This is a genomic window from Priestia sp. USM5, assembly GCF_058323215.1.
On the sequence record NZ_JBSGKN010000001.1, the window covers coordinates 2,121,818 to 2,144,626 of the forward strand.

Here is a 22,809-nt window from a genome sequence, read left to right on the forward strand (position 1 = left end):
AAAGATGGAATTTGAATATAGTTTGAAAAGGGGGTGGTTTAAATGGCAGGTGCATCTATAAATATTAATATTTTAATGCTAAAGATAAATTCCTTTGAAAATGCGTCTGCGGTAAATATCGGACAGAATTTACTAGCAGACTGGAATAATTCAGATAAAAAAACACAGGGGTTTGGGCAAAATTTCGGTGATGATAGCGGGTTTATAGGAACGAGAAGCTGTGTTGATGATCGTGATCAAATTGATAGCCCATCGTCTTTTCAAAAAGTACCCATTTCATAGAAAGAGCCTAATAAATATAGCCAGTTCAGACGCAGGTTATATTTATTAGGCTTCAGATTGAATACTGATAGACAAATAGATGAAGGTATGCTGCTAGTCATGCTCGTTAGAGGCGGTGTAGAAGCTTAAATTACGCTGTTTTTAACTGAGTTTGAATCGTTTACATCTGAATCTATAATCCATGAGAACGGAGTTACGTTTGGAGAAAAATCTCCGTTTGATTCTCCTAGTCCTTGATTACGTTTATAAGATACGAACACGTCAAGCTGCTGATTAGGTCCTATGCTTAAAACAGATGAATTATCCAGAACGTTCACTTTGAAGGCTTGTAAGTTAATGACCATAGGCGAAAAAATCATATGGTTTCCTCCTTATTTATCATTTTTTGTTGCAAATGCATCTACATAATCATTATCTACAGTTTTGTAAGCAGATCCTGCTGAAAAACATTGATCAGCGAGCTGCTGTCCGAAGGCCTGATTTTTCTTTGCTGTGACATACCTTGTAACTTTTAACGTATTTCCAATAGAAATATTACTTGCTTGATCAGCACTGCGAACGTTCAATTTTCCTAGGTTGATTTTTGTTGAGTCAAATAGCATATTATTCTCCTTTCAAACGACAGTTCTTCTAAGTCTTTAAAAGCTTATTGTAGCTTCGTTGAAAATATGAATAATACATGGATTCATTCCGAGAGCAGAAGTAGCCTACTGTAGCGTATTTTAGTTCTCCACAAAACGTGAAAAGATTTTAAAAAATCAGTAGTAAAAGGAGGAAATAATAAAAATGCACGACATTTTACATACTGTAGAAAAATCAACAGTAAAAAGCGTGTTGGCAACGATTGTTCATGTAGAAGGATCCTCATATTTAAAAGAAGGAACGTCCATGCTGTTTCAAGAAAACGGGGAGAACATTGGGATGTTAAGCGCTGGTTGTGTAGAAGCAGATATTGCCGAGCGCGTAAAAGAGTTGTTCCACACAGAACATGTATTAACCGTTACGTACAATTTAAAAGAAGAAGGTGATGCAGGATGGGGACAAGGAGCAGGCTGCAATGGAATCCTCTATATTCTCCTAGAGCCCGTAACTGCGAGGATGAAGCAAAACCTTTTGCGCTTAAAACGTCAGTTAGATAACCGAAATCCTGTTTTACATATTAAAAAATTAGAAAAAGACTTTATTCAAACAACCTCTTTTTATGTAGAAAAGACGGGCCAAACATTTGGTGCAAATAGCGACGAATCATCTTTTGCAACAGATGATTGGAATGGGAGAAAGAGCGGTATTCAACTTTCAAATTGCTCTCTGCTCACATATGCTCATCTATATAAACCGAAGCCTCGTCTAATTATATGGGGAGCAGGTGCTGATGCAAAATATTTAGTATCACTTGCTGCCAATACGGGGTTTTTTGTTACCTTATGCGACTGGAGACCAGCTTTATGTAATAAGGAACATTTTCCGTTAGCAGAGGAAATACATATTGGATTCCCAGAGGAAGTAGACAAACAATTGTCCGTGCAGAGCGATAATTTTGTTGTGATCATGACGCATAATTTTTATCGCGATCAAGAAATTCTCTCGCTATTAAAATCAAAATCTGTAAAGTATATAGGAGTTTTAGGATCTAAAAAGCGAACACTTCGATTATTGAATACTGATATTTCTTCACATATTCATTCCCCGGTGGGACTTTCTATAGGAGCGGTAGGACCGCAGGAAATTGCTGTTAGTATTCTTGCTGAACTAATTCAAAACCTCCGAATGTATGATGAAAAAAAGGGATGAAAATGTCCGGGTTAAATATTGTTGCTGTTTATCTTGCCGCAGGAGCTAGTAAAAGGATGGGCAGAAATAAACTGCTGCTGCCTTTAGGGAATGGATGTTTAGGGAGTAAAGCTTTACGAACAGCGGTTTGTTCAAAAGTAAATCATACGATAGTAGTCACAAAGAAAGGAGATTCTCTTGAGTGGATTGACCCTATTCTTTTTTCAGAAGCATATCAGCAGAAGTGGAGTCATACTTCTTGTAGTAGCGCCTTAAAAGGTCAGTCTGCGTCTTTAAAATGCGGATTAAAAAAAGCAAAAGAATTAAGCGCTGATGCTATTATTGTGCTGCTGGCAGATCAGCCTCTTATAAGTATCGTGCTGATAGATACATTTGTTTCTCTGTTTGAGAACCATTTTTCCGCTCCGTTTATTTCTTCTTTTTATCAAGGAATTGCCAGAGCACCGGTTTTATTTTCAAAACAAATGTTTTCAAGCTTGGATAAGCTGCAAGGAGATCAAGGAGCAAGAAAAATTATAAGGCAAAACGGACCTGGAAATGGAATGTTTTATGAATGTACCGACGCTTCCTTTTTTATGGATGTTGATACAAAACAAGCGTATGAACGCATTAAAAAGATATATAAAGAGAAATGTAGACGGGTTTGATTGATGGAGGTGAAAAGAGTGGATGTTATTGGGAAAAGCGTGATTCGAAAAGATGCGTTAGAAAAAGTAACGGGTACGGCTAGGTACACAAATGATTACAGTTTTAAAGGTTCCCTGCATGCCAAAATAGTGGTCAGCCCTTACGCTCATGCAAGGATTCAAGCAATAGACGTTCAAGCAGCGATTGCTACTCCCGGTGTTCACGCGGTTGTGACCGGTGAGCATTTGCCGTTAACCGGGGAAGGAGTTCGTGACCGGCGACCGCTTGCGTTTGAAAAAGTGCGGTATCACGGAGAAGCGGTAGTCCTTGTAGTAGCAGAAAATCCTGCACTCGCTGAGCGTGCGGCGAGTGCTGTTCATATTCAATATGAGCCGTTACCTGTCGTTCATTCTCCTAGCGCCGCTATTGAGCCGGATTCTCCTTTAGTGCATGAACATATGCACATCTACAAGCATGATGAAACGGTGTATCCAGAGCCCGGCACCAACGTAGCAAACAGAGTCAAAATACGAAAAGGCAATACGGAAGAAGGTTGGCAAAAAAGTGAGTTAATAGTTGAAGAAACGTTTTCTCTATCTCCTTCAGATCACGCGGCAATGGAAACAAGAAGTGCCGCTGCTGAAATTCTTCCGAATGGATTAGTTAAAATTATCACTTCTTCTCAAGCTCCTTTTATGGTGAAAAAATTAATCAGTGAGTACTTTGAAATTGAAGCGGGAAAAGTGATCGTTGAAACACCGCTAGTAGGAGGAGGCTACGGAGGAAAAGCAGCTGTCCAGCTGGAGTTGCTTGCATATATAGCTTCAAAAGCTGTTGGTGGAAGACTGGTTAAAATATTAAATACAAGAGAAGAAGATATGCTCACTTCGCCTGCTCACATAGGTCTAGATGCCAAAATCAAGCTAGGTTGTTCTAAAGAGGGACTCTTGCAGGCTGCTGACATTCTTTATTTGTTTGACAGCGGTGCTTATGCAGATAAAGGAACGGACCTGAGTAAAGCTGCAGCAGCTGACTGTACGGGACCTTATCGTCTTGAACATATTGTTTGTGATTCATTATGTGTATATACAAATCACCCTTACGCTTCTCCTTTCCGAGGATTCAGCCACTCAGAACTATTGTTTGCGTTTGAGCGTACGATGGACATCCTTGCTAAAAAAGCAGGTATAGATCCTTTGGAGTTTAGAGAAAAAAATGCTATTTTGCCGGGCGATACTACTCCTACGCAAGTACGTTTAACGTCTAGCAGCGTCGGTAACTTACCGGAATGTATTCGTCGCTTGAAGCAGCTGATCAAATGGGAGGAAGGACAGAGAACGGTGCATGAAAACGGCCTTATTACTGCCAAAGGGATTAGCTGCGTCTGGAAAACCTCTACAATTGAAACAAACGCAGGTTCCGGTGTTATTCTCACATTCAATCCGGATGGAAGCGTGAATTTAATGTCTGGCGTTATTGAATTAGGCACGGGGACGAAAACCGTGCTAGCACAAATACTGGCTGAAAAATTGCAGATGCCCGTGGAACGTATTCATGTGCGAATGGAAGTAGATACTCAAACGACTCCTGAACACTGGAAAACGGTGGCTAGCAGAGGCACTTTTATGGCAGGAAGAGCGGTTTTAGAAGCGGCTGAAGATGTGATTAATCAATTAAAAAAGATAGCTTCTTGTATATTTCGAGCTTCTGAGGAAGATATCGAAATAAAAAATGAAAAAGTTTTTTTACGGGATGAGCCTGAGACTTCTTTGAAATTTAAAGAAATTGTGTATGGCTATAAATATCCGAACGGAAATGCAATTGGAGGGCAAATCATAGGGAGAGGAAACTATATTTTAAGAGGCATGACCTACTTGGATAAAGAAACGGGAGCTGGGCGTCCGGGGCCTGAATGGACGGTAGCAGCTGAAGGAGTTGAAGTGGAATATAACCCTAGAACGTATAGATATCGTATTGTAAAAGCTATTTCTGTTATTGATATAGGAACCGTGCTAAACGAGAAAATGGCAAGAGGGCAAGTCATGGGTGCCATGAGTATGGGACTATCGTTTGCAGGCAGAGAAACATTTTGGTTTGATTCAAATGGCCGTATTTTAAATCCTCAGCTTCGGAAATATCGTCCTCTTCGCTACGGAGAGCATCCGGAGTACGTAGTAGATTTTGTTCATACGCCTCAATTAGATGCGGCGTACGGAGCTAGAGGAGTCGGAGAACACGGGCTGCTTGGTATGCCGGCTTCTTTAGGAAACAGCTTAACGGTGGCAGCAGAAACAGAATTAAATCAACTTCCTCTTATTCCAGAATTGATTTGGAGAATGAAAGAAGGGAATGCAGATGATTTCGTTTGACTTTGAATACTATAAACCTGCAACTGTTTCAGAAGCAGTTGCCTTGTTTCAAGAGTTAGAGAATCAAGGCAAACAGCCGCGGTATTATGCTGGCGGCACCGAAGTTCTGACATTAGGCAGATTGGGTTTGTTTGTTACCCATGCTGTTATTGATATAAAAAATATACCTGAATTTCAACAAACCGAAGCTAATGAAGATTGGCTGATTTTTGGTGCAGGAGTAACGTTAACTGAACTGGAAGAGAAAAATTTGTTTCCTTTATTAAGTAAGTCTGCTAGCGAAGTGGCTGATCACACGGCTCGAAATAAAATAACGCTAGGAGGAAATATTTGTGGGCATATTTTTTATCGAGAAGCGGTATTGCCGCTGCTTTTAACGGATAGTCAACTTGCGGTGGCAGGTCCTGCTGGAACAAATATCTATTCGATTCACGACCTTTTTAACCGGCGTTTGCAGCTGAAAAACGGAGAACTTCTTGTTCAGGTGTTTGTTGAAACGAAGTATGCTGCCCTGCCATATATGAGTATAAAAGAGCGCCAGCAGTGGGATACAGGATATCCGTTAGTGACAATAGCAGCGTTAAAAACAGAAGGAACCATTCGAGTAGCTTTCAGCGGAGTATGTTCGTTTCCTTTTCGCTCAGCAGAAATAGAAGAAGTGCTAAATCATAAAGAAACGCCATTAGAAGCTCGAATTCAAACTGCTCTTGAGTATATACCCGCTCCGATTTTGAATGATGGAGAAGGGTCGGATCGCTATCGCAAATTTGTGATTAAAAATTTATTGTTTGATATTTTCACAGAGTTGGGGGGAACGTAATGTGCTAAAAGATGAACGGTATAGAATAACAATTAAGCTAAAGGTTAATGGTGAAGAAAAAATGGTTGATATCCGAACAGCAGATACGTTGCTTTATGTATTAAGAGAAAAGCTGGGCCTTACCGGAGCAAAACCAGGCTGTTTAAACGGGGACTGCGGAGCTTGTACAGTAGGGATAAATCAGCGGCCAATGAAATCTTGCCTCATGTTAGCGGCAGAAACAGAAGAGAAAGAAATAATGACTATAGAAGGGCTGAAGAGTTCACCTATGCAAAAAGCTTTTATTGAACACTTTGCTTTTCAGTGCGGTTATTGCACATCGGGTTTTATCATGAATGCTCATTTGCTTTCCAAACACCATCCTTCAGGCAGTGACGATATTATAAAGGAGTGGCTTGCTTCCAATATATGCAGATGTACAGGATATAAAGAAATTGAAGACGCAGTAAAATCTGTTTTACACTTTTCGGAGCGGGAGTGAGACAGGAAAAAGAAAAAATAGAATAACATTTACACGTGCTTAGAATAGTATGTGCTAAGGGTGTGGAGAATGTGGAATGGAAAAGCGGCTTTGACAAAGAAAGGGAACTGATCTTTGCCATTCAACGAAATCTGGATGTAGTAACAGCTATATTATTATTAACTGGCCAAATAACAATTATAGGCGTATTTGTGACACCCGGAGCTTTTCGTATTTCAGTAGGGGGACCTATTACAGGAACTAGCCGAATAGAAGGAAAAGGCGGAGATGCGGGAATTAATATCATTATTGATATGATTGATGTAATTCTTGCGGCGTTGCTGCTTAATAACCAGATTAATGTGTCGGGCGCCTTTATTTCTTCTGGAAGGTTTACCATTAATGTAAGTGGACCTATTTTTGGCGTTCCTAAAACAGAACCTGCATTAAGTGAACTAAATCAATCCTCTCAGTTTTTTCATCGTACCGTATCAAAACATTTTTATGTAAATCCTGACTTAGTTGAAAAATTTACAAAGGACTGATTAAGATGTCATTAACGGATATACCTACAGTAAGACCTTCAGAGACGAGTATTTTTCTTATGGCGCTGCCGCTGGTTATTTTTATTTTTTTCTTTACTCAGCCAAAAGCATCAGACATTAAATAATCGTGTAGCATAATGGCGATTGTATCACTGCGTACAGAAGCTGCCTAATTTTCTGTTCGTATCATTACCTCTTCATTCATTAAGCCCCCTAACGCTTTTCTTTTCTGTCATGTTTCATTAAAATGAACATAAACATATATGTAGAGATAAGTAGAGAAAAGAATAATGTAGTGTTTTCTAACGTTATAAAATAGCTTACGATACGAAGAAAACGTCTATAATAAAAGAAACGAAACTTTTGCGTGGTCAGCTGACGATGCTTTTTATTTTTACAAACTGCAGTGAAGGCAGAAAGGAGAGAATTCGATGAGTTTGCGCGATCGGCTGCTTTATGTAGCGGAACATTATAAACAAATGGGTGGAGACGTACTTGTAAAACACGAAGTAGAAAATATGCTTACACGCAGGCTTCCGATTTCTCTTTATCGATTGGATCATATAAATCGAGAAGAAATGCGTATATCGGGCCACCACGCTGAAACATTTCCTTACGTGACTCTTACTAATAAGAATATAGAGAGTGATGTGATAGTAGCATATTTATTCAGTGAAGACGGTCAGCGCATTTACTTAGTCATGATGAAAGGAGATGCAGGGGAAGGAACTGATCTGAAAGACATTCGTTTTTTTACTCCTGAACATGCCCGCGTATTGAAAGATAATCATATTGTCATTGGTACAAGCATGGAAGCGAAAAGCTTTGAGGATAGAGTAGCTCTTTACCTTCCTTACAATATAGCAGACTTACCTAACAATGATCAGCTTCAAGATGATTTGCATTTACTGCTGAGTATACATGAACAGTATATAAAAACATACGGAATGAGCAAAGAGATGATGGGCGATAAAGACGCCATCGTCCACATTCATGAGTATATTAAGAAATCTGGATTTACATACGAACGACAAGATATAGCCAACGCCTACTTTGCTTTAAAGACCAAGCCGTTTATTGTTTTATCAGGAATGAGCGGGACGGGAAAAACAAAGCTTGCGCAGCTCTTGGCAGATAGTATCGGTGCTACGATTGAAAATGGAAGACAAGTGCTTATTCCAGTTCGGCCCGATTGGCACGATAGTTCAGATTTATTAGGGTATATTGATTTAAGAGGAGATTTTCGCAGAGGATCGTTTCTGTCGATTATGCAGCAAGCCATTCAGCATCCAGCTTATACATATGTTGCCATATTGGATGAAATGAACTTAGCTCGAGTTGAACATTATTTTAGCGATATTTTAAGCGTGATGGAAAGCAGAAGCTGGTCAAAAGGGAAAATCAAAACAGCTCCTTTATTTCCTGGACATAAGATGTTCCGAGATATTTATTTGCCGTCTAACCTTCTCATTATTGGTACGATTAATATGGATGAAACAACTCATGGGTTCAGTCAAAAGTTGTTAGATCGTACCAACACCATTGAGCTGAATAAGATTCAGCTAGATTCTTTTGATTTTTTAGATGATAGAGATCCACCTCGGCACAGTATTGAAAATGTACAAATTCAAAGTCAATACGTTCACTTAAAAGATGCGTATGTTGAACATGCTGAGCTCATTCACGAAGTAACAAATGAACTGCTAACCGTCAACGAGATGCTTACAGAAGTCGATTTGCAAATAGGTTACCGCGTACGCGACGAAATATGCTTTTATTTAATTTACGCAGTGAAAAGCGGAGTGTTTACATTTGATCAGGCGTTTGATTTTCAGATATTGCAAAAAGTTTTGCCTCGTATTTCAGGAAGCGATGGGTACACATTTGATTTATTAAAAAACCTTTACTATTACTGTACAAATACGCTGTTAGATGATGAATTTGAGACAGCTGTCGTAAATGCAGATGGGATGAGATTTCCTAAAAGCGCACGCAAAATAATGGAGATGATGAGACGTTTTGAAGTATACGGATACACGTCATTTTGGATTAATACCGTACGTTGAAATTGAAACTGACACGTGTACGGTGGTTATAAAAGGGAAAAATAAGAAAAAAATAAAATCTGCAGAAGAAATGATGTTTTTTTCTTGTACAGGAAAAGGAATTACACATGTAAAAGTATTAAATCAAACAAAAGGCATGATGACTTCAAAACCGCCGCTTGAGCCTTTATTTTTTGAAAATGAAACCTATCAAATTACAGTTGTTTCTAAAAATCAAACAAGACTGTTTGTTAACCACGATTCAAAAGGGGTTGAACAAAGCTTTCAAAGCGTAGGATTTCCCTACATTTTGACGGGAAATATAAGCTTTCAAAATGAGGTAGGGTATTCTACGTTTCATGTTTACAGCGAAAGAGAAAAAGAGCTGTCTTTTACTCTTGAAATTTTCCCTTCAAAGATGAGCTACAAGACAGACTATGTACACATGGTCGATGAAGTGAACGAATACATTCATGATTTGGCATACGATATGCTTCGTAAAACATATATTCAAGCCAAATCTGTTTGGTCTAAGCAAGCAACATGGACAGAATTTTATCATGTTCTCTCTCACTATATGAAACCCTTTCTTCATTCTGTGCGTCAGATTGAAAATCAGCCGTTTCAATCGGTAAAAGTTGAACATGAGCTCATGAGAGGAGATCAAATAAAAAAACAAGATAGCCGTGCTATATCTTTTGTCCGAACCCACCCTACCTATCTTGCACCTTCAAGCAGGGGGATTAAAATTGATCGAAATATAAAAGTAGTACCCACAAAAGCGATTGGCACCAGGCATGTGTCTACCTATGATAATCTGGAAAATCAAAGTGTAAAATGGATGATGACGCAGCTGTATCACAAGCTAACTACACTAATTGACAAATTGATAGAAGATAGATATGTAAAAAAAGAAGCCGTATCGGCTCTAGAAACCAATCATACCGAATTAAAAAGGCTGCTAAACAATGTGTTCTGGCAAAGAGTGAAGACCATACAAGTTTCAACGCTTTCTTCTACACTGCGTACGGCACCCCGCTACCGGGAAGCAAGCAGATACTTTATGTTCTTAACGCGAGGGTTGGCTCTTAACGGAGAGTTTTACCACCTTTCATTAAAAGATATCGCAACTCTCTATGAATACTGGACGTATGTTAGTCTTTTAAAGAAGTTGCAAATTTACGGCAAACGGATAGAACAAAACATCATGACAACGACAGAACAAGGGTTGAACGTCAGGATGCAGCCGTCTTATCATCGTTTTCAAGTGGGGAAAGCAGAAGTCACGCTATGGTATCAGAAAGCATACCATCATACTCATACCGTTATTCAAAAGCCTGACTTACTGCTTGAATTAAAGCAAGGGGAGAAAAAAAGTGTATACCTTTTTGACGCTAAGTATCGTATCAAACCAAATCACGATACGCCTTCACCTAGAGAAGAAGATATTAATACCATGCATCGTTACCGAGACGCTATTGTAGAGGGAAATGGAATAAAACCGGTACAAACAGCGGTTGTGCTGTTTCCAGGGAAAGCAGAAGGCTATAAGCAGCATCATTTTTATAAAAGTATTGAACGCGTTGGAGTGGGTGCGCTGCCTTTTTTGCCGGGAGAGGAAGGGCTAGTAGAAGAATTTATTAAAACTATTTGTACGGAAGAACCAAATCTTTTCAGCGCTGATTAGGTAAATAGGTAGAACGTGAACAAGCCTTTTTTTTATGCGTTGACATAGTGTTAAGTTTTTTATGTTTTGATGACATTTCGAGATTTTAGTTGTATTTTCCTGTTGAATTTTCTAGAATAGTAGATAATAAAACCGTATCGAAAAGAAGTCGTATCATGTGCAGAGAACGTATCAGGAGGACAACGAAGTGAAAAAGATTCTACTATTCACGTTAGTAGCGCTATTGGCAACTTTTTTTATTGACAGGGTATACAGCGAACGCAACCAAGCGCAACTTCAGCAAACCGTAATTAATGAAATTAAAAAAACAAATCAAAGTAAAGAAGAAGCTTCCATCCTTGATTTTAATGAATTATGTGATTTTAGATGGGATAAAGTATATGTTTTTGGACCGGAAACGACCCGCAGTGAGGTAAATGAAAAGCTGGGCTTCAATTGGTCTGAAGCAAAAGCAAAAGGTATTGGAAAAGATAAAAAAGATAACTTTATTGTTTTTGTGGAAAATGATCAAGTAACGCAATATTTAAAAATACCGGCGTCATATGGAGCAATTATTCCTAAGACTTCTGTTGCAAATGAAAGCTAACGAACTTCTTCGTTAGCTTTTTTTATGCTTTCTTTTTTAAAGATGACGTTTTTTTCTCTGCTGTTGATTTTGTCGGCTGTAAAGTAGAAGGATCTATGCTCACTTTTAACATTTCCATCAAATGTCGAATGTCTCTTTCTTCACTTTCGTTGCTTTTTGTAACTTCGCCTTGATTTATTTTTTGTTGAATGACGTTTTGTAAGGCGTCTCGGTAGTTGTTTTTGTAAATAGACGGATTAAAAGAAGTAGATAGCTTATCAATTAATTCCACCGTCACTTGGGTATCACTTTCATTAATAGAAGAAGTACTAGATAAGTTAGGCACATCTGTAACTGAACGAAGTTCTTCTTCAAAATGCATCGTGTGAAGAACGAGAGAGCCGCCCACGGAACGAATAATGGCGATTTGCTGTTTGGAATATAAAAATACATTGGCAATACCGACTTTATTCGTTATTTCAAGCGCATTTAACAACGTATAATAAGCTTTTAGGCTCGTTTCTCCAGGAGAGATATAGTAGGGCTTATCAAAAAACAGGGGATCAATGTCATTTAATGAAACAAAGTGTAACAATTCAACAGCTTTGTTTGCTGCGAAGGGTCCTTTGACACTGTCAATTTCCTGTTGTGAAAGTACAACAAACTGACCGGTCGCTGTTTCGTATCCTTTAACCAGTTCATCGGATTCTACTTCTCGTCCACACGTTTGGCAATGTTTTTCTTGATGAATAGGTGTATGGCAAACGGAGTGTAGCGTGCGCAGCTTTACATCTTTTTCCTCAATTGCTCCGTGGAGTTTAATAGGGATATCAATTAATCCAAAGCTGATTTTACCTTTCCAAGCAGTATGAAGCATAAACGTTCTCCTTTTACTCTTTTTTAGTAGTGTGCCGTAAAACCAATTAGATATCCTAGGGTTTTGAAAAGGAAAACTTTCTAAAAAAACTATGTGCTAAATAAACAATTAAATAGTTCCAATAAAGCTGCAGAGACAACATCTGCAGCTTTATTGGAACTCAATAGGAACTATTTGCTGATTAGATTCATTTGTCTCATGTTTGGAAATCGTAATTTCAAGGATTTCGTTACTAAATGTAGCGGTAATCTTTTTATTCAACAATAAAAATGGAAAGTCAATTGTACGTTCAACGCTTTCTTCCATTTGTTCTCTTGCAAGCGTTCCTTGCTTTTCATCATGAAATTCTCTAATACAGTATTTTTTGGCTGTCAGCTGTAAATGGTCAGCTTGTATCTGAACGATAATATCCTTAGGGTGATACCCTAACAATTCAGCTTCAACAATAAATGATTGTTCCGTTTCAAATAAATCTATACGAACGGAATCATAATCTAAATAACTCATAAAGGGATTTGAAAGCATGACTTCTAACAACTCTTGAAAGCCTTTTACAAACATTTGGTCTGCTGGCAGACGCTTGTTTTTCATTTCTACGTTCCTCCATTATTTAAACTGTTTCACTATACTATCATATGCGCGTTTATGTACTTAGTGAACTCCTGTTCAAAGAATAAGCTTGAAGTACTAGCTGCCTTTTCTATGCATAAAAAAGCAAGCTCTGTAGAGAGCTTGCCGCTGTTTTACATATCATGTCCGCTATTGTGTTTTTGGCGAGAATGCTTACGGTTCTTTACTTTATGAGATCCGCTTAGCGGTTCGGGCTGTCCAGAATTGCTTTTTGGCGCATTTCTTCTGATGTCTTTGCTGCTGTTTTTGTTCATAGTTAAACCCTCCCTTTCATTTATTAGGGTGGGATAGTGACAGGGGATTTATCCGATGAAAAATTCCCCTTTCTAAAAATAGGTTTAGCAAAAACAGGAAATGGGAACAGAAAAAAAGCGCCATATATAATGACGCCTTCTCGTTAGATTTCATGGAGTTAAACGATTTTGCTTTTCTAACTAGTGATTAGTATATCCAATAAGAGAGTGTTTTATTGATTTTTTTTGCGTTTTTTATTATTTTGTTTCTGTTGTTCGGTTAATGGTTCATTTGAAAATTCTTCATTATAACCCGCTCCTTTTCCTTGAGCGCTAGCCGCGTTAGCTCCAGGAATGACGTGGTTTGACTTGCGTTTAGCCATGTTGAATCACCTCCGTTTCTAGCATGCGTAAAAATCAATGAAATATGAATTATTAGAAAAATAAAAGGAAGATGGAAAAAGGTTATAAGTGAAACTTATGTTAATTAATAACATTCTTTTTATTTACTTATGTATAATATTATATTAAGATAGATGGTGAAGGGAATAGAGGATGGGGTAAGAAAATCCTTTATACATAGAATTTTAAGGGGGTAAAAGCAATGACTAAAAAAGACGTTTTTAACGCTCGTTCGTCATTCGATCTTAATGGCAGCACATATAATTATTACCGCTTACAAGCTTTAGAGGAAGCAGGTTTAGGTAACGTATCTAAGCTGCCGTATTCAATTAAAGTATTATTAGAATCTGTTCTTCGTCAGGTAGATGGCCGTGTTATTACAAAAGAACACGTCGAAAACCTTGCAAAATGGGGAACAAAAGATATCAAAGATATCGATGTTCCTTTCAAACCATCTCGTGTTATTCTTCAAGATTTCACTGGAGTTCCAGCGGTTGTAGACTTAGCGTCACTTCGTAAAGCAATGGCTGATTTAGGAGGAGATCCTGACAAAATCAATCCAGAAATTCCAGTAGACCTCGTTGTCGACCACTCCGTACAAGTTGATAAAGCAGGTACAGCTGATTCATTACGAATTAATATGGACCTTGAGTTTCAACGTAATACAGAGCGCTATAATTTCTTAAGCTGGGCTCAAAAATCATTTAATAACTATCGTGCAGTTCCGCCAGCTACTGGTATCGTGCATCAAGTAAATTTAGAATATTTAGCAAACGTTGTTCATGCTGTTGAAGAAGACGGTGAATTCGTAGCTTTCCCTGATTCTCTAGTAGGTACTGACTCTCATACAACGATGATTAATGGTATCGGTGTTTTAGGATGGGGTGTTGGCGGTATTGAAGCGGAAGCAGGCATGCTTGGTCAACCTTCTTATTTCCCAGTTCCTGAAGTAATCGGTGTTAAACTTGTTGGTGAATTACCAAACGGTACTACAGCTACAGACTTAGCGTTAAAAGTTACGCAAGTGCTTCGTCAAAAAGGAGTAGTCGGAAAATTCGTTGAATTCTTCGGTCCTGGCGTAGCAGAACTTCCATTAGCTGACCGTGCAACAATTGCTAATATGGCTCCTGAATACGGTGCAACATGTGGATTCTTCCCAGTTGACGCAGAGGCATTAGCATACATGCGTTTAACAGGAAGAGATGAAAAAGACATTCAGGTTGTCGAACAATATACAAAAGCAAACGGTTTATTCTTTACACCAGAAAATGAAGATCCAGTTTTCACTGATGTTGTGGAGATTAATCTTGCTGAGATTGAAGCAAATCTTTCAGGTCCAAAGCGTCCGCAAGATTTAATTCCACTTTCTCAAATGCAAACAGAATTCAAGAAAGCTTTAACAGCTCCTGTTAGCAATCAAAGCTTCGGACTTGATGCTAAAGACGCGGATAAAGAAATTATGTTTAAGCTTGCAGACGGTTCAGAAACAACAATGAAAACAGGTGCCATTGCCATTGCCGCTATCACAAGCTGTACGAACACATCAAATCCTTACGTATTAGTAGCAGCCGGTTTAGTTGCGAAAAAAGCGGTAGAAAAAGGATTGGATGTTCCAGCTTACGTGAAAACTTCTTTAGCACCAGGTTCAAAAGTAGTAACGGCTTACCTTCAAAATTCAGGGCTGCTTCCATACTTAGATAAAATTGGCTTTAACATCGTAGGTTATGGCTGTACGACTTGTATCGGTAACTCTGGTCCATTAGAAGCTGAAATTGAAGCAGCGATTGCAGACAGCGACTTGCTTGTAACGTCTGTTCTTTCAGGAAACCGTAACTTTGAAGGACGTATTCATCCATTAGTAAAAGGTAACTACCTTGCTTCTCCGCCGCTTGTTGTAGCATATGCACTGGCTGGAACGGTAGATGTAGATTTACAAAAAGATCCAATCGGCATTGATACAGACGGCAATGAAGTATTCTTTAGCGACATCTGGCCTTCTCAAGATGAAATTAAAGAAGTGGTTAGCCGTACCGTAACGCCTGAACTATTCCGCAACGAGTATGAGCGTGTATTCGATGACAATGAGCGCTGGAATGAAATTAAAACGAGCGAAGATGCTCTTTATACGTGGGAGAATGATTCAACATACATTCAAAACCCACCGTTCTTTGAAGGCTTATCAGAAGAGCCAGGTGAAGTAGAACCGTTAAATAAGCTTCGCGTAGTAGCGAAATTTGGTGACTCAGTGACAACGGATCATATTTCACCAGCGGGTTCAATTGCTAAAACATCACCTGCAGGTCTTTACCTTCAAGAAAACGGTGTAGCACCAAAAGACTTTAACTCATACGGTTCTCGTCGTGGTAACCATGAAGTGATGATGCGCGGTACGTTTGCAAACATCCGCATTAAAAACCAAGTAGCTCCTGGTACAGAAGGCGGCTGGACAACGTACTGGCCAACAAATGACGTAATGAGCATTTATGATGCTTGTATGAAATACAAAGAGCAAGGTACAGGTCTTGTTGTACTTGCAGGTAAAGATTACGGCATGGGAAGTTCTCGTGACTGGGCAGCAAAAGGCACAAATCTTTTAGGTATTAAAACAGTAATCGCTGAAAGCTTTGAGCGTATTCACCGTTCAAACCTAGTATTAATGGGTGTTTTACCTCTTCAATTTAAAGATGGTGAAAGCGCGGATACATTAGGTTTAACTGGAAAAGAAACAATTGCAGTAGCAGTTGATGAAACAGTAAAACCACGTGATCTTGTAAAAGTAACAGCAACTGATGAAGCTGGAAACAAAAAAGAATTTGAAGTACTGGTTCGTTTCGATAGTGAAGTTGAAATTGATTACTATCGTCACGGTGGTATCCTTCAAATGGTGCTTCGTGATAAATTACAGTCTAAAACACATGCGTAAGGTATAAAGAAAAAGAGCGGTTCTCGTGAGCCGCTCTTTTTTTATGCAAACGTACCGTTTTCGACAAAAAGTGAGAGGGAAATATGCTATATTATAAAAGAAAATGCCCGATAAAAGGATTATTTTAGTAGATATTGCACATATCTATTAGTACATAGATTATCACTTTTTAGAAGAAATAAAGGAGCCGATCATATGGTTAAAAAAATAATTGCGGTCTTGCTTCTAGTAGGCTTTCTTAGCTACGCACTTTGGGAAGGGCTTTCTCCAAATGAAGCATCCGATAATTCTAACTTAAGCGAATACAAGGATTTAAATATTAAAAAAGGCGATAGTGCTCGTCAGGCTTCTGGTCAAGCTTATGGGTTAGAACCAAAAGATACAGCACCTCCGTTTACACTTTCAGATACGAACGGAAAAACTGTTCAATTATCGGACTTTAAAGGAAAAAAAGTTATTTTAAACTTTTGGGCCACATGGTGTCCGCCGTGTCAAAAAGAAATGCCCGATATGCAAGCATTTTATAAGAAATATGGAAACGACGTACAGCTGCTTGCGGTTAATTTAACTTCATCAGAAGGTAGTAAACAGGCAGTATCTAAGTTTCTGAAAGAAAAACAGTTTACGTTTCATGTATTATTGGACGACCAAGATACTGTGGGAAGTAAAAAATACCGGGTGTCCACCATTCCGGCATCTTACTTTATAGATGAAGAAGGGAAAATTGTTCAGCGAGTAAATGGTCCAATGACGCTTAAACAAATGGAAAACTTTGCCCAACAAGCAGCGAATTAACTTCGCTGCTTGTTTTATTAAAAATGAAACTTATTTACTTTACCATCGTATATATAGATAAGTCAGTAAATATGTCAAACTTTCTTACAACTTTTCAAAAAGTATGTTTACTTATCTGACAAATTGGTTACAATATAGATAGTTATATGATATCAGTTTCTTTTGATTTTTCAGATTTTTCATAAAAATTACATAAAGTAGGTGTTGGAATCATGAGAAAATTACGCAAACGTTCATTTGAAGAGTTAGTGCAAGAAAATAAAACGCAGCTGTTAAAAGATCAGTCAGAAATTGAACGCATTGAATTGGAAATTGAAAAGCGGTTAGAAGATCGTATGCTTGAAAGAGCTGAATAACTTTAAAGTAAGTTGGTTAGAGTAACGGTGAGGAGGGGATAAGCATGGGAAATCCTAAAAAACAAAGCAAAAGTTTTGTTCCGAATCACATCGGCACTCAACCGAGAGAAGCTGGTGGAAATAACGGAAAACAAATGCAAGATACATCCGGCAAGCATCCTCAAGTTATTCAAACCAAAGGTGAATGAATAAAAAGTCGCTGAATTCAGCGACTTTTTATTATTTGAATTCTACTGTGAATAAATAAACGTAAGGGTTGCTCGAAATAAGCTCTTTAACAACTTCTCCGTCATCGGTTGAAAGCGGAGCAACTCGTATGCCACTGCCATCGTCACCAAATAAAGCAGCAACTGGATATGGTTTATTCATTTTCACTTTTTGTTTTTTCTCTAATCCAGTAAAGGAATAGCCGTTCATTTTCTTTGGCTTTTCCGCTTCTATCCCTAGGTTTGTATCGTTGCTTCCCACATTAAACATTACTTTGTGAGTATCATCATCGATTTTATATGTAATAGCAAACATATCAAATTCTTTTGAAACAGTCAACCCTCCTGAGAATAAAGGTTGTTTGGCTTTTCCCTTTTCATAATAAGTAGCTTTTACATAAGCTTCTTTTGCTCCATTAGGAGCTTTAACATCGTATGCCATGATATTGCTTTTGTAGTCTAAGTTTGTCACGGCTAACATTTTTTCTTCATGTTTTGAGTAATGGTGAGGCTTGATAGAGGCACTTATTGTCAATTTTGATGCCAATGAAGTTTGCGACATAAAAAATACGGCAAGCACTGCAATAAAGATGACGCTTAGTAATGTTATCATTCGTTTGGTCATAGCGATTCCCCCTTTGTATGTATATATTACCATATTATGTATGTTTTATATATACATTTTAACTTAATTATAATTATATTATGTAAACTAAAATCATTTTTTTCCACTTATAGAGATGAACAAATCCGGCATACTACAATTGTAACAAAGTTATTTTGAGGAGGAAGATACAATGGCATGGAATAAACCGAATCCAGACGATCGCAGTGATAACGTTGAAAAATTACAAACAATGGTACAAAATACAATGAAAAACATTGAAGAAGCAGAAGAAGCTGCTGCATGCAGCACTGAAGAAGAACGTCAGCGCATTCAGCAAAAAAATCACAATCGCGAAGTAAGCATTGAAGCAATGCGCAGCGAAATAAAAGATGAATCAGAAGCTCGTCAAAATGGTTACGAAGGTACGATTTAATAAGTAAAACAGCGACAATAAGCAGCTAAAAATAAACGGTTTTAGCTGCTTTCTTTCTATATTTTTTTAGTAAGGTCAATAATAATATAAACTAGCGAAGAGGTTTATGTAGGTGAAAAAGCATGTGAAAAAGAAAATAGTAAGGATTTTGGTCAGTTTACTTGTCGTTTTGATTATTGTGGGCTCTTATCACACGCATAAGCCCTTGCCTAAAGGAGTTTCATACGAAAGTAAGCCTCACAAAGTAGAAGATGTATTTCTTTTATCGAACCTAACGTATCAAGATCAGCAGACGTCGGTTTCCGAACAACATATTTTTCAAGCAGTTACGAATGCGATTGATGACGCAAAAGCTTTTATTATTATGGATATGTTTCTATTTAATGGCTACTATAACCAAGGTGAAACGTTTCCTCACCTTAGTGATACGCTTGCAAGTAAGCTGATTGAAAAGAAACGAAAACATCCTACTATCGAAATCGTCTTTATTACAGATGAAATCAATACAACTTACGGCTCACATGATTCAAAGTGGTTAGATTCACTGCGGCTAAACGGAATCAAAGTGGTGCAAACCAATTTATCTAAGCTCAGGGACTCCATTCCACTATATTCTTCAGTGTGGAGAACTTTTGTTCAGTGGTTTGGTGAAAAAGGAACTGGATGGATCACGAATCCTTTCGGAAATAATGCGCCTAACGTGACGGCCCGTGCTTATTTTAAGTTGTTAAATGTAAAGGCTAATCACAGAAAAGTAGTAGCAACCGATCAAAGCGTTATTATCTCCTCTGCCAATCCTCATGATGCAAGCTTTTATAATTCCAACATGGCCTTTGAAGTAAAAGGGAATATCATTGGAGATGTTGTAAAAAGCGAACAAGCCGTGTCTGATTTTTCTTACGGAGGAGATTTACCTCTATATAAAAAGAAAGAAAAAGAAAAGGGAGACCTCTATGTTCAGCTGTTAACAGAAGGCAAAATCTATAAGCACGTATTACAAGATTTACGTCATGCTAAAAAAGGCGATGATGTGTGGCTTGGCATGTTTTATCTTGGAGATCGAGACGTAATAAAGGCGCTTTTGAAAGCTTCCGAACAAGGGGCAAACGTACGATTAATTTTAGACCCTAATGAAAATGCGTTCGGAAGAAAAAAGTTCGGACTGCCTAACCGTCCAGTCGCAGCAGAACTTGTGAAAAAATCTAAAGGCGATATTAAAGTTCGCTGGTATCATACGGGAAAAGAGCAGTATCATCCTAAAACTTTATTTATTCGAAACAAAAGAAAGGCAATGATTATTGCAGGAGCAGCAAATTTCACAAAACGAAATTTGGATGATTTGAACTTAGAAACGGATATTAAAGTATCAGGACCTCCTAACAAAAAGGTTATGACGGAACTAAACGCTTATTTTGACCGTCTATGGACAAATAAGGACTACACATACACACTTCCTTATAAAAGGTATGAAAATAAGATGACGGGGCTGGAAACACTGATATATCGTATTCAAGATGCGCTTAGTCTTACAACATATTGAGTAATAACCAAACTAGTAGGAGTATATTCTCCTTATATGGTAAGATAAAACAGGAACAGTGCAAGAGGAGGTAGAGTCATGCTAGTATCGAAGAAAGAAATCGAAGTGCGCTATGCAGAAACCGATCAGATGGGCGTTGTGTATCATGCTAACTATTTAGTATGGATGGAAATAGGCCGAACACAGTTTATCAGTGATTTAGGTTTTAGCTATGCACAAATGGAAAGAGACGGTGTGCTGTCGCCAGTTATTGATATACAGGCATCATATAAAAAGCCGCTTCATTATGGCGAGACAGCTGTGGTACATACTTGGGTTGAGAACTATGACGGTCTACGCGTTGTGTACGGATACGAAATTTTTAATTCAGATGAAGAACTTGCGTTAACAGGAACATCGTCACACGTATGTGTAAAAAAAGAAAACTTTAAGCCTATTTCGATTCGCCGTAATTATCCGGAATGGCATAAAGCCTATGAAGACGCCAAAAAGCAGGGTTAAGCGTAAGAATAAAAAGCATCGATAAATCGATGCTTTTTTTCTTACGCTTCGTAATGAAAGTCAGGTTCTTTTGTTTCTTCATTATAATTTACGGTCAAATCATGACCATCAAAGTACCAAAGGTCTTCATCTTCTACGAAAAATGTTAAACCGTCAACTTTTGTTTCAACGCCAACGTTTTTAGGAGAATCTGTGTTTACACCTAAAGAAAAACCTTTTTGAACGTTGCTGCATCCGCCGTAGCGAACAAAAAAGCGAATTGTTTCGTTTCCTTCTAGCATCATTTCGTCTTTGTACCACGTAGCTGCTGCTTCTGTTACTGTTAATTTCATTAATTATGCTCCTTCCAATACTGCGGATACATTTATTATAGTAGAAAGATAGATAAATTACCAATATATACGAATCCAGCTAGGAAGGAATAAGATAAAATAAAATAAAACGATTTAATATAGAGGCGAATGCTTCATTTCTATATTAAATCGTTTCATTCTTTCATTTAAAATCATATTGTTTTCCAATGGTTTCCCAGCAGTGAACGCAGTAGCGGCTTCCTTCTAGCTGTGAATCCATTTTCTTATTACGTTTGCAAATGGGACATTTTTTCTTCACATTATTCACCTCCTTATTTTAGTATCAGTATAACTAATAAACAAGAAATGTATTCGCTTACAAAGTGATTATAAAAAAAGAAATAAGAGGATCTTTCTCTTATTTCTTTTTACCTGAAAAAAATGTGACTTTCGGTTCTGTTTTGTTAAGAATTCGCGTAATGTTTGCGCGGTGTCTGTAAATGACAAAGGCTACAATTACACCAATAATCATAATAAGCATGTAGTCTTGTTTAAATAGCGTGTAGATAAAGGTTAATACCCCAGTAACCATTGATGACAGTGATACATACTTCGTTATGTATAAGCAGATAAAAAAACATAATAGCACGAAAACAAATAAAAGAGGTTCATAACATAAAATCACTCCGGCGGATGTGGCAACAGCTTTCCCGCCTTTAAATTTTGCGAAAATAGGAAAAATATGACCAATGACAGCAAATAAACCAATGAAGAGAATGTTCTGATTTGTATCAAATAAAAGCGGTAAAGAAGCTGCTAAGGTGCCTTTTAGAATGTCTCCAAGCGTAACGATAATTCCGGCTTTTACACCCAATGTACGAAATGAGTTGGTGCCGCCTAAATTGCCGCTTCCATGCTCTCGTATATCGATGCCGTATCCTAGTTTTCCAACAACTAGTCCAAAAGGAATAGAGCCCAAGATATAGGCAAGAATAGGTAATAAATAATTCATGTTTGAAAGCTCCTTTATTTCTATATCGTTTCTATTTTACCATGAGATACTTAAAAAAACATAGTTAGTTTTGGGTGAGAGCCAATTATTTTTAAAAAAGAAGACGTTTACAAAAATAGAGAAAACGGGTACTATATGCAGGAAATCAACTGTAAATCGCGAATGTTGTTCAGTACATATTATATAGCTAAGAGAGGTAATAGACATGTCCATTAAAATTCCTTCCCGTCAAGAGATTGGAAAAATATTGAAAAAAAGCAAGCGCATTGCTGTAGTAGGTTTATCAGATAATCCTCATCGAACGTCTTATATGGTTTCAGAAGCCATGCAGCAGCAAGGTTACGAGATAATTCCGGTGAACCCAACAATCAACTCAGCGCTCGGCGTAAAAGCCGTATCTTCATTAAAAGAAATTGAAGGGCATATTGATATCGTTAATGTATTTCGTCGCTCTGAGCATTTGCTTGAAGTTGCAGAAGAGTTTTTAAAAGTAGATGCAGACGTATTTTGGGCACAATCTGGTTTAATTAATGAAGAAGCATATGACCTGCTCGCTAAAAAAGGGTATACTGTAGTTATGGATCGTTGTATAAAAGTCGAGCATGCTTTAACAAAGTAAGATCTATAAGCAGAACAACCAACCCATGCACACTGCTTGCATGGGTTTCACCATGCGTTGAAATAGTAAGAGAGTTTCCGCTACAATAGACGTTAGACAGCTAGCTTTATAAGGCTTATAATCCATGAATACACAAGATATTGCTTTTATAATACGGAAATTTGTGCTAAAATCTTGTAAGTACGCAAAAA

At 37.9% G+C, this 22,809-nt stretch carries 27 protein-coding genes; 18 read left to right on the forward strand and 9 right to left on the reverse strand.

What is annotated here, in order from left to right:
* The first annotated feature begins 42 nt into the window (after positions 1-42).
* Positions 43-282: a hypothetical protein gene (locus tag ACWATA_RS11595; RefSeq protein ID WP_013057271.1), complete on the forward strand. Its 240-nt coding sequence runs from the start codon at positions 43-45 to the stop codon at positions 280-282.
* A gap of 125 nt (positions 283-407) precedes the next feature.
* Here the strand turns inward: ACWATA_RS11595 and ACWATA_RS11600 are convergent, their stop codons facing one another.
* Both ACWATA_RS11600 and ACWATA_RS11605 read right to left on the reverse strand, forming a co-directional pair.
* Complete coding sequence (locus ACWATA_RS11600; RefSeq protein WP_013057270.1) at positions 408-641, reverse strand: hypothetical protein; 234 nt, start codon at positions 639-641, stop codon at positions 408-410.
* Positions 642-653: 12 nt separating this feature from the next.
* The gene (locus ACWATA_RS11605) at positions 654-884 is read right to left on the reverse strand and encodes a hypothetical protein (RefSeq protein ID WP_045291705.1); all 231 of its coding nucleotides are present in this window, start codon (positions 882-884) and stop codon (positions 654-656) included.
* 184 nt (positions 885-1,068) lie between these two features.
* On the opposite strand from ACWATA_RS11605, the gene ACWATA_RS11610 reads away from it, so the two are divergent.
* The 9 genes from ACWATA_RS11610 (at position 1,069) to ACWATA_RS11650 (ending at position 11,212) form a co-directional block, all read left to right on the forward strand.
* Complete coding sequence (locus tag ACWATA_RS11610; protein WP_473049851.1) at positions 1,069-2,073, forward strand: XdhC family protein; 1,005 nt, start codon at positions 1,069-1,071, stop codon at positions 2,071-2,073.
* Positions 2,074-2,075: 2 nt separating this feature from the next.
* The gene (locus ACWATA_RS11615) at positions 2,076-2,720 is read left to right on the forward strand and encodes an NTP transferase domain-containing protein (RefSeq protein WP_473049852.1); all 645 of its coding nucleotides are present in this window, start codon (positions 2,076-2,078) and stop codon (positions 2,718-2,720) included.
* A gap of 18 nt (positions 2,721-2,738) precedes the next feature.
* Positions 2,739-5,069, forward strand: coding sequence for a xanthine dehydrogenase family protein molybdopterin-binding subunit (locus tag ACWATA_RS11620; RefSeq protein ID WP_243494715.1), 2,331 nt, complete (start codon positions 2,739-2,741; stop codon positions 5,067-5,069).
* Positions 5,056-5,889: an FAD binding domain-containing protein gene (locus ACWATA_RS11625; RefSeq protein WP_243494714.1), complete on the forward strand. Its 834-nt coding sequence runs from the start codon at positions 5,056-5,058 to the stop codon at positions 5,887-5,889. Before ACWATA_RS11620 ends, ACWATA_RS11625 begins: the two co-directional genes overlap by 14 nt.
* A gap of 1 nt (position 5,890) precedes the next feature.
* Positions 5,891-6,370, forward strand: a complete 480-nt coding sequence (locus ACWATA_RS11630; RefSeq protein ID WP_063247888.1) for a (2Fe-2S)-binding protein — start codon at positions 5,891-5,893, stop codon at positions 6,368-6,370.
* A 71-nt stretch (positions 6,371-6,441) separates the two neighbouring features.
* A complete protein-coding gene (locus tag ACWATA_RS11635; protein WP_372451734.1) occupies positions 6,442-6,894 on the forward strand; it encodes a hypothetical protein in 453 nt (150 codons plus the stop codon).
* Between the two features lie 431 nt (positions 6,895-7,325).
* On the forward strand, positions 7,326-8,960 hold the full coding sequence (locus ACWATA_RS11640; protein ID WP_459372026.1) for an MrcB family domain-containing protein: 1,635 nt from the start codon (positions 7,326-7,328) through the stop codon (positions 8,958-8,960).
* Positions 8,914-10,626, forward strand: coding sequence for a DUF2357 domain-containing protein (locus ACWATA_RS11645; RefSeq protein ID WP_473049853.1), 1,713 nt, complete (start codon positions 8,914-8,916; stop codon positions 10,624-10,626). The genes ACWATA_RS11640 and ACWATA_RS11645 overlap by 47 nt, the downstream gene beginning before the upstream one ends.
* Before the next feature lie 187 nt (positions 10,627-10,813).
* Positions 10,814-11,212, forward strand: coding sequence for a hypothetical protein (locus ACWATA_RS11650; RefSeq protein ID WP_048019233.1), 399 nt, complete (start codon positions 10,814-10,816; stop codon positions 11,210-11,212).
* A 22-nt stretch (positions 11,213-11,234) separates the two neighbouring features.
* Here ACWATA_RS11650 and ku read toward each other — a convergent pair whose 3' ends face one another.
* The 4 genes from ku to sspO all read right to left on the reverse strand — a co-directional run bounded on the left by ku (position 11,235) and on the right by sspO (position 13,314).
* Positions 11,235-12,068, reverse strand: a complete 834-nt coding sequence (gene ku, locus ACWATA_RS11655; protein ID WP_473049854.1) for a non-homologous end joining protein Ku — start codon at positions 12,066-12,068, stop codon at positions 11,235-11,237.
* Between the two features lie 150 nt (positions 12,069-12,218).
* Positions 12,219-12,659 carry an Hsp20/alpha crystallin family protein gene (locus tag ACWATA_RS11660; RefSeq protein ID WP_048019235.1) on the reverse strand — a complete coding sequence of 147 codons (441 nt, stop codon included), beginning with the start codon at positions 12,657-12,659 and terminating at the stop codon, positions 12,219-12,221.
* A gap of 152 nt (positions 12,660-12,811) precedes the next feature.
* Positions 12,812-12,952 carry a small acid-soluble spore protein P gene (locus ACWATA_RS11665; protein WP_013057256.1) on the reverse strand — a complete coding sequence of 47 codons (141 nt, stop codon included), beginning with the start codon at positions 12,950-12,952 and terminating at the stop codon, positions 12,812-12,814.
* Between the two features lie 212 nt (positions 12,953-13,164).
* Positions 13,165-13,314, reverse strand: coding sequence for a small acid-soluble spore protein SspO (gene sspO / locus ACWATA_RS11670; protein WP_013083371.1), 150 nt, complete (start codon positions 13,312-13,314; stop codon positions 13,165-13,167).
* 221 nt (positions 13,315-13,535) lie between these two features.
* Here sspO and acnA point away from each other — a divergent pair, with 221 nt between their 5' ends.
* The 4 genes from acnA (at position 13,536) to ACWATA_RS11690 (ending at position 17,595) form a co-directional block, all read left to right on the forward strand.
* The gene (gene acnA, locus ACWATA_RS11675; protein WP_221834053.1) at positions 13,536-16,256 is read left to right on the forward strand and encodes an aconitate hydratase AcnA; all 2,721 of its coding nucleotides are present in this window, start codon (positions 13,536-13,538) and stop codon (positions 16,254-16,256) included.
* 195 nt (positions 16,257-16,451) lie between these two features.
* Positions 16,452-17,051 (forward strand): TlpA disulfide reductase family protein, encoded by a 600-nt coding sequence (locus ACWATA_RS11680; RefSeq protein ID WP_473049855.1) that lies wholly within the window; start codon positions 16,452-16,454, stop codon positions 17,049-17,051.
* 212 nt (positions 17,052-17,263) lie between these two features.
* Positions 17,264-17,407, forward strand: coding sequence for an FbpB family small basic protein (locus ACWATA_RS11685; RefSeq protein ID WP_014459884.1), 144 nt, complete (start codon positions 17,264-17,266; stop codon positions 17,405-17,407).
* Positions 17,408-17,451: 44 nt separating this feature from the next.
* Positions 17,452-17,595: an acid-soluble spore protein N gene (locus ACWATA_RS11690; RefSeq protein ID WP_014459885.1), complete on the forward strand. Its 144-nt coding sequence runs from the start codon at positions 17,452-17,454 to the stop codon at positions 17,593-17,595.
* A gap of 31 nt (positions 17,596-17,626) precedes the next feature.
* Here the strand turns inward: ACWATA_RS11690 and ACWATA_RS11695 are convergent, their stop codons facing one another.
* Entirely contained in the window at positions 17,627-18,238 is a 612-nt protein-coding gene (locus ACWATA_RS11695) for a YgaN family protein (protein ID WP_034266493.1), read from the reverse strand.
* A 172-nt stretch (positions 18,239-18,410) separates the two neighbouring features.
* On the opposite strand from ACWATA_RS11695, the gene tlp reads away from it, so the two are divergent.
* The 3 genes from tlp to ACWATA_RS11710 all read left to right on the forward strand — a co-directional run bounded on the left by tlp (position 18,411) and on the right by ACWATA_RS11710 (position 20,694).
* Positions 18,411-18,653 (forward strand): small acid-soluble spore protein Tlp, encoded by a 243-nt coding sequence (gene tlp / locus ACWATA_RS11700; protein WP_013057249.1) that lies wholly within the window; start codon positions 18,411-18,413, stop codon positions 18,651-18,653.
* 112 nt (positions 18,654-18,765) lie between these two features.
* A complete protein-coding gene (locus tag ACWATA_RS11705) occupies positions 18,766-20,193 on the forward strand; it encodes a phospholipase D family protein (RefSeq protein ID WP_473049856.1) in 1,428 nt (475 codons plus the stop codon).
* 78 nt (positions 20,194-20,271) lie between these two features.
* Positions 20,272-20,694, forward strand: a complete 423-nt coding sequence (locus ACWATA_RS11710) for an acyl-CoA thioesterase (RefSeq protein ID WP_048019239.1) — start codon at positions 20,272-20,274, stop codon at positions 20,692-20,694.
* Between the two features lie 41 nt (positions 20,695-20,735).
* Here ACWATA_RS11710 and ACWATA_RS11715 read toward each other — a convergent pair whose 3' ends face one another.
* Together ACWATA_RS11715 and plsY are read right to left on the reverse strand one after the other, a co-directional pair.
* Positions 20,736-21,026, reverse strand: coding sequence for a HesB/YadR/YfhF family protein (locus tag ACWATA_RS11715; protein ID WP_013057245.1), 291 nt, complete (start codon positions 21,024-21,026; stop codon positions 20,736-20,738).
* Positions 21,027-21,405: 379 nt separating this feature from the next.
* Complete coding sequence (gene plsY / locus ACWATA_RS11720) at positions 21,406-21,999, reverse strand: glycerol-3-phosphate 1-O-acyltransferase PlsY (protein ID WP_063247896.1); 594 nt, start codon at positions 21,997-21,999, stop codon at positions 21,406-21,408.
* Positions 22,000-22,204: 205 nt separating this feature from the next.
* On the opposite strand from plsY, the gene ACWATA_RS11725 reads away from it, so the two are divergent.
* Entirely contained in the window at positions 22,205-22,618 is a 414-nt protein-coding gene (locus ACWATA_RS11725; protein ID WP_473049857.1) for a CoA-binding protein, read from the forward strand.
* Positions 22,619-22,809 lie beyond the last annotated feature (191 nt).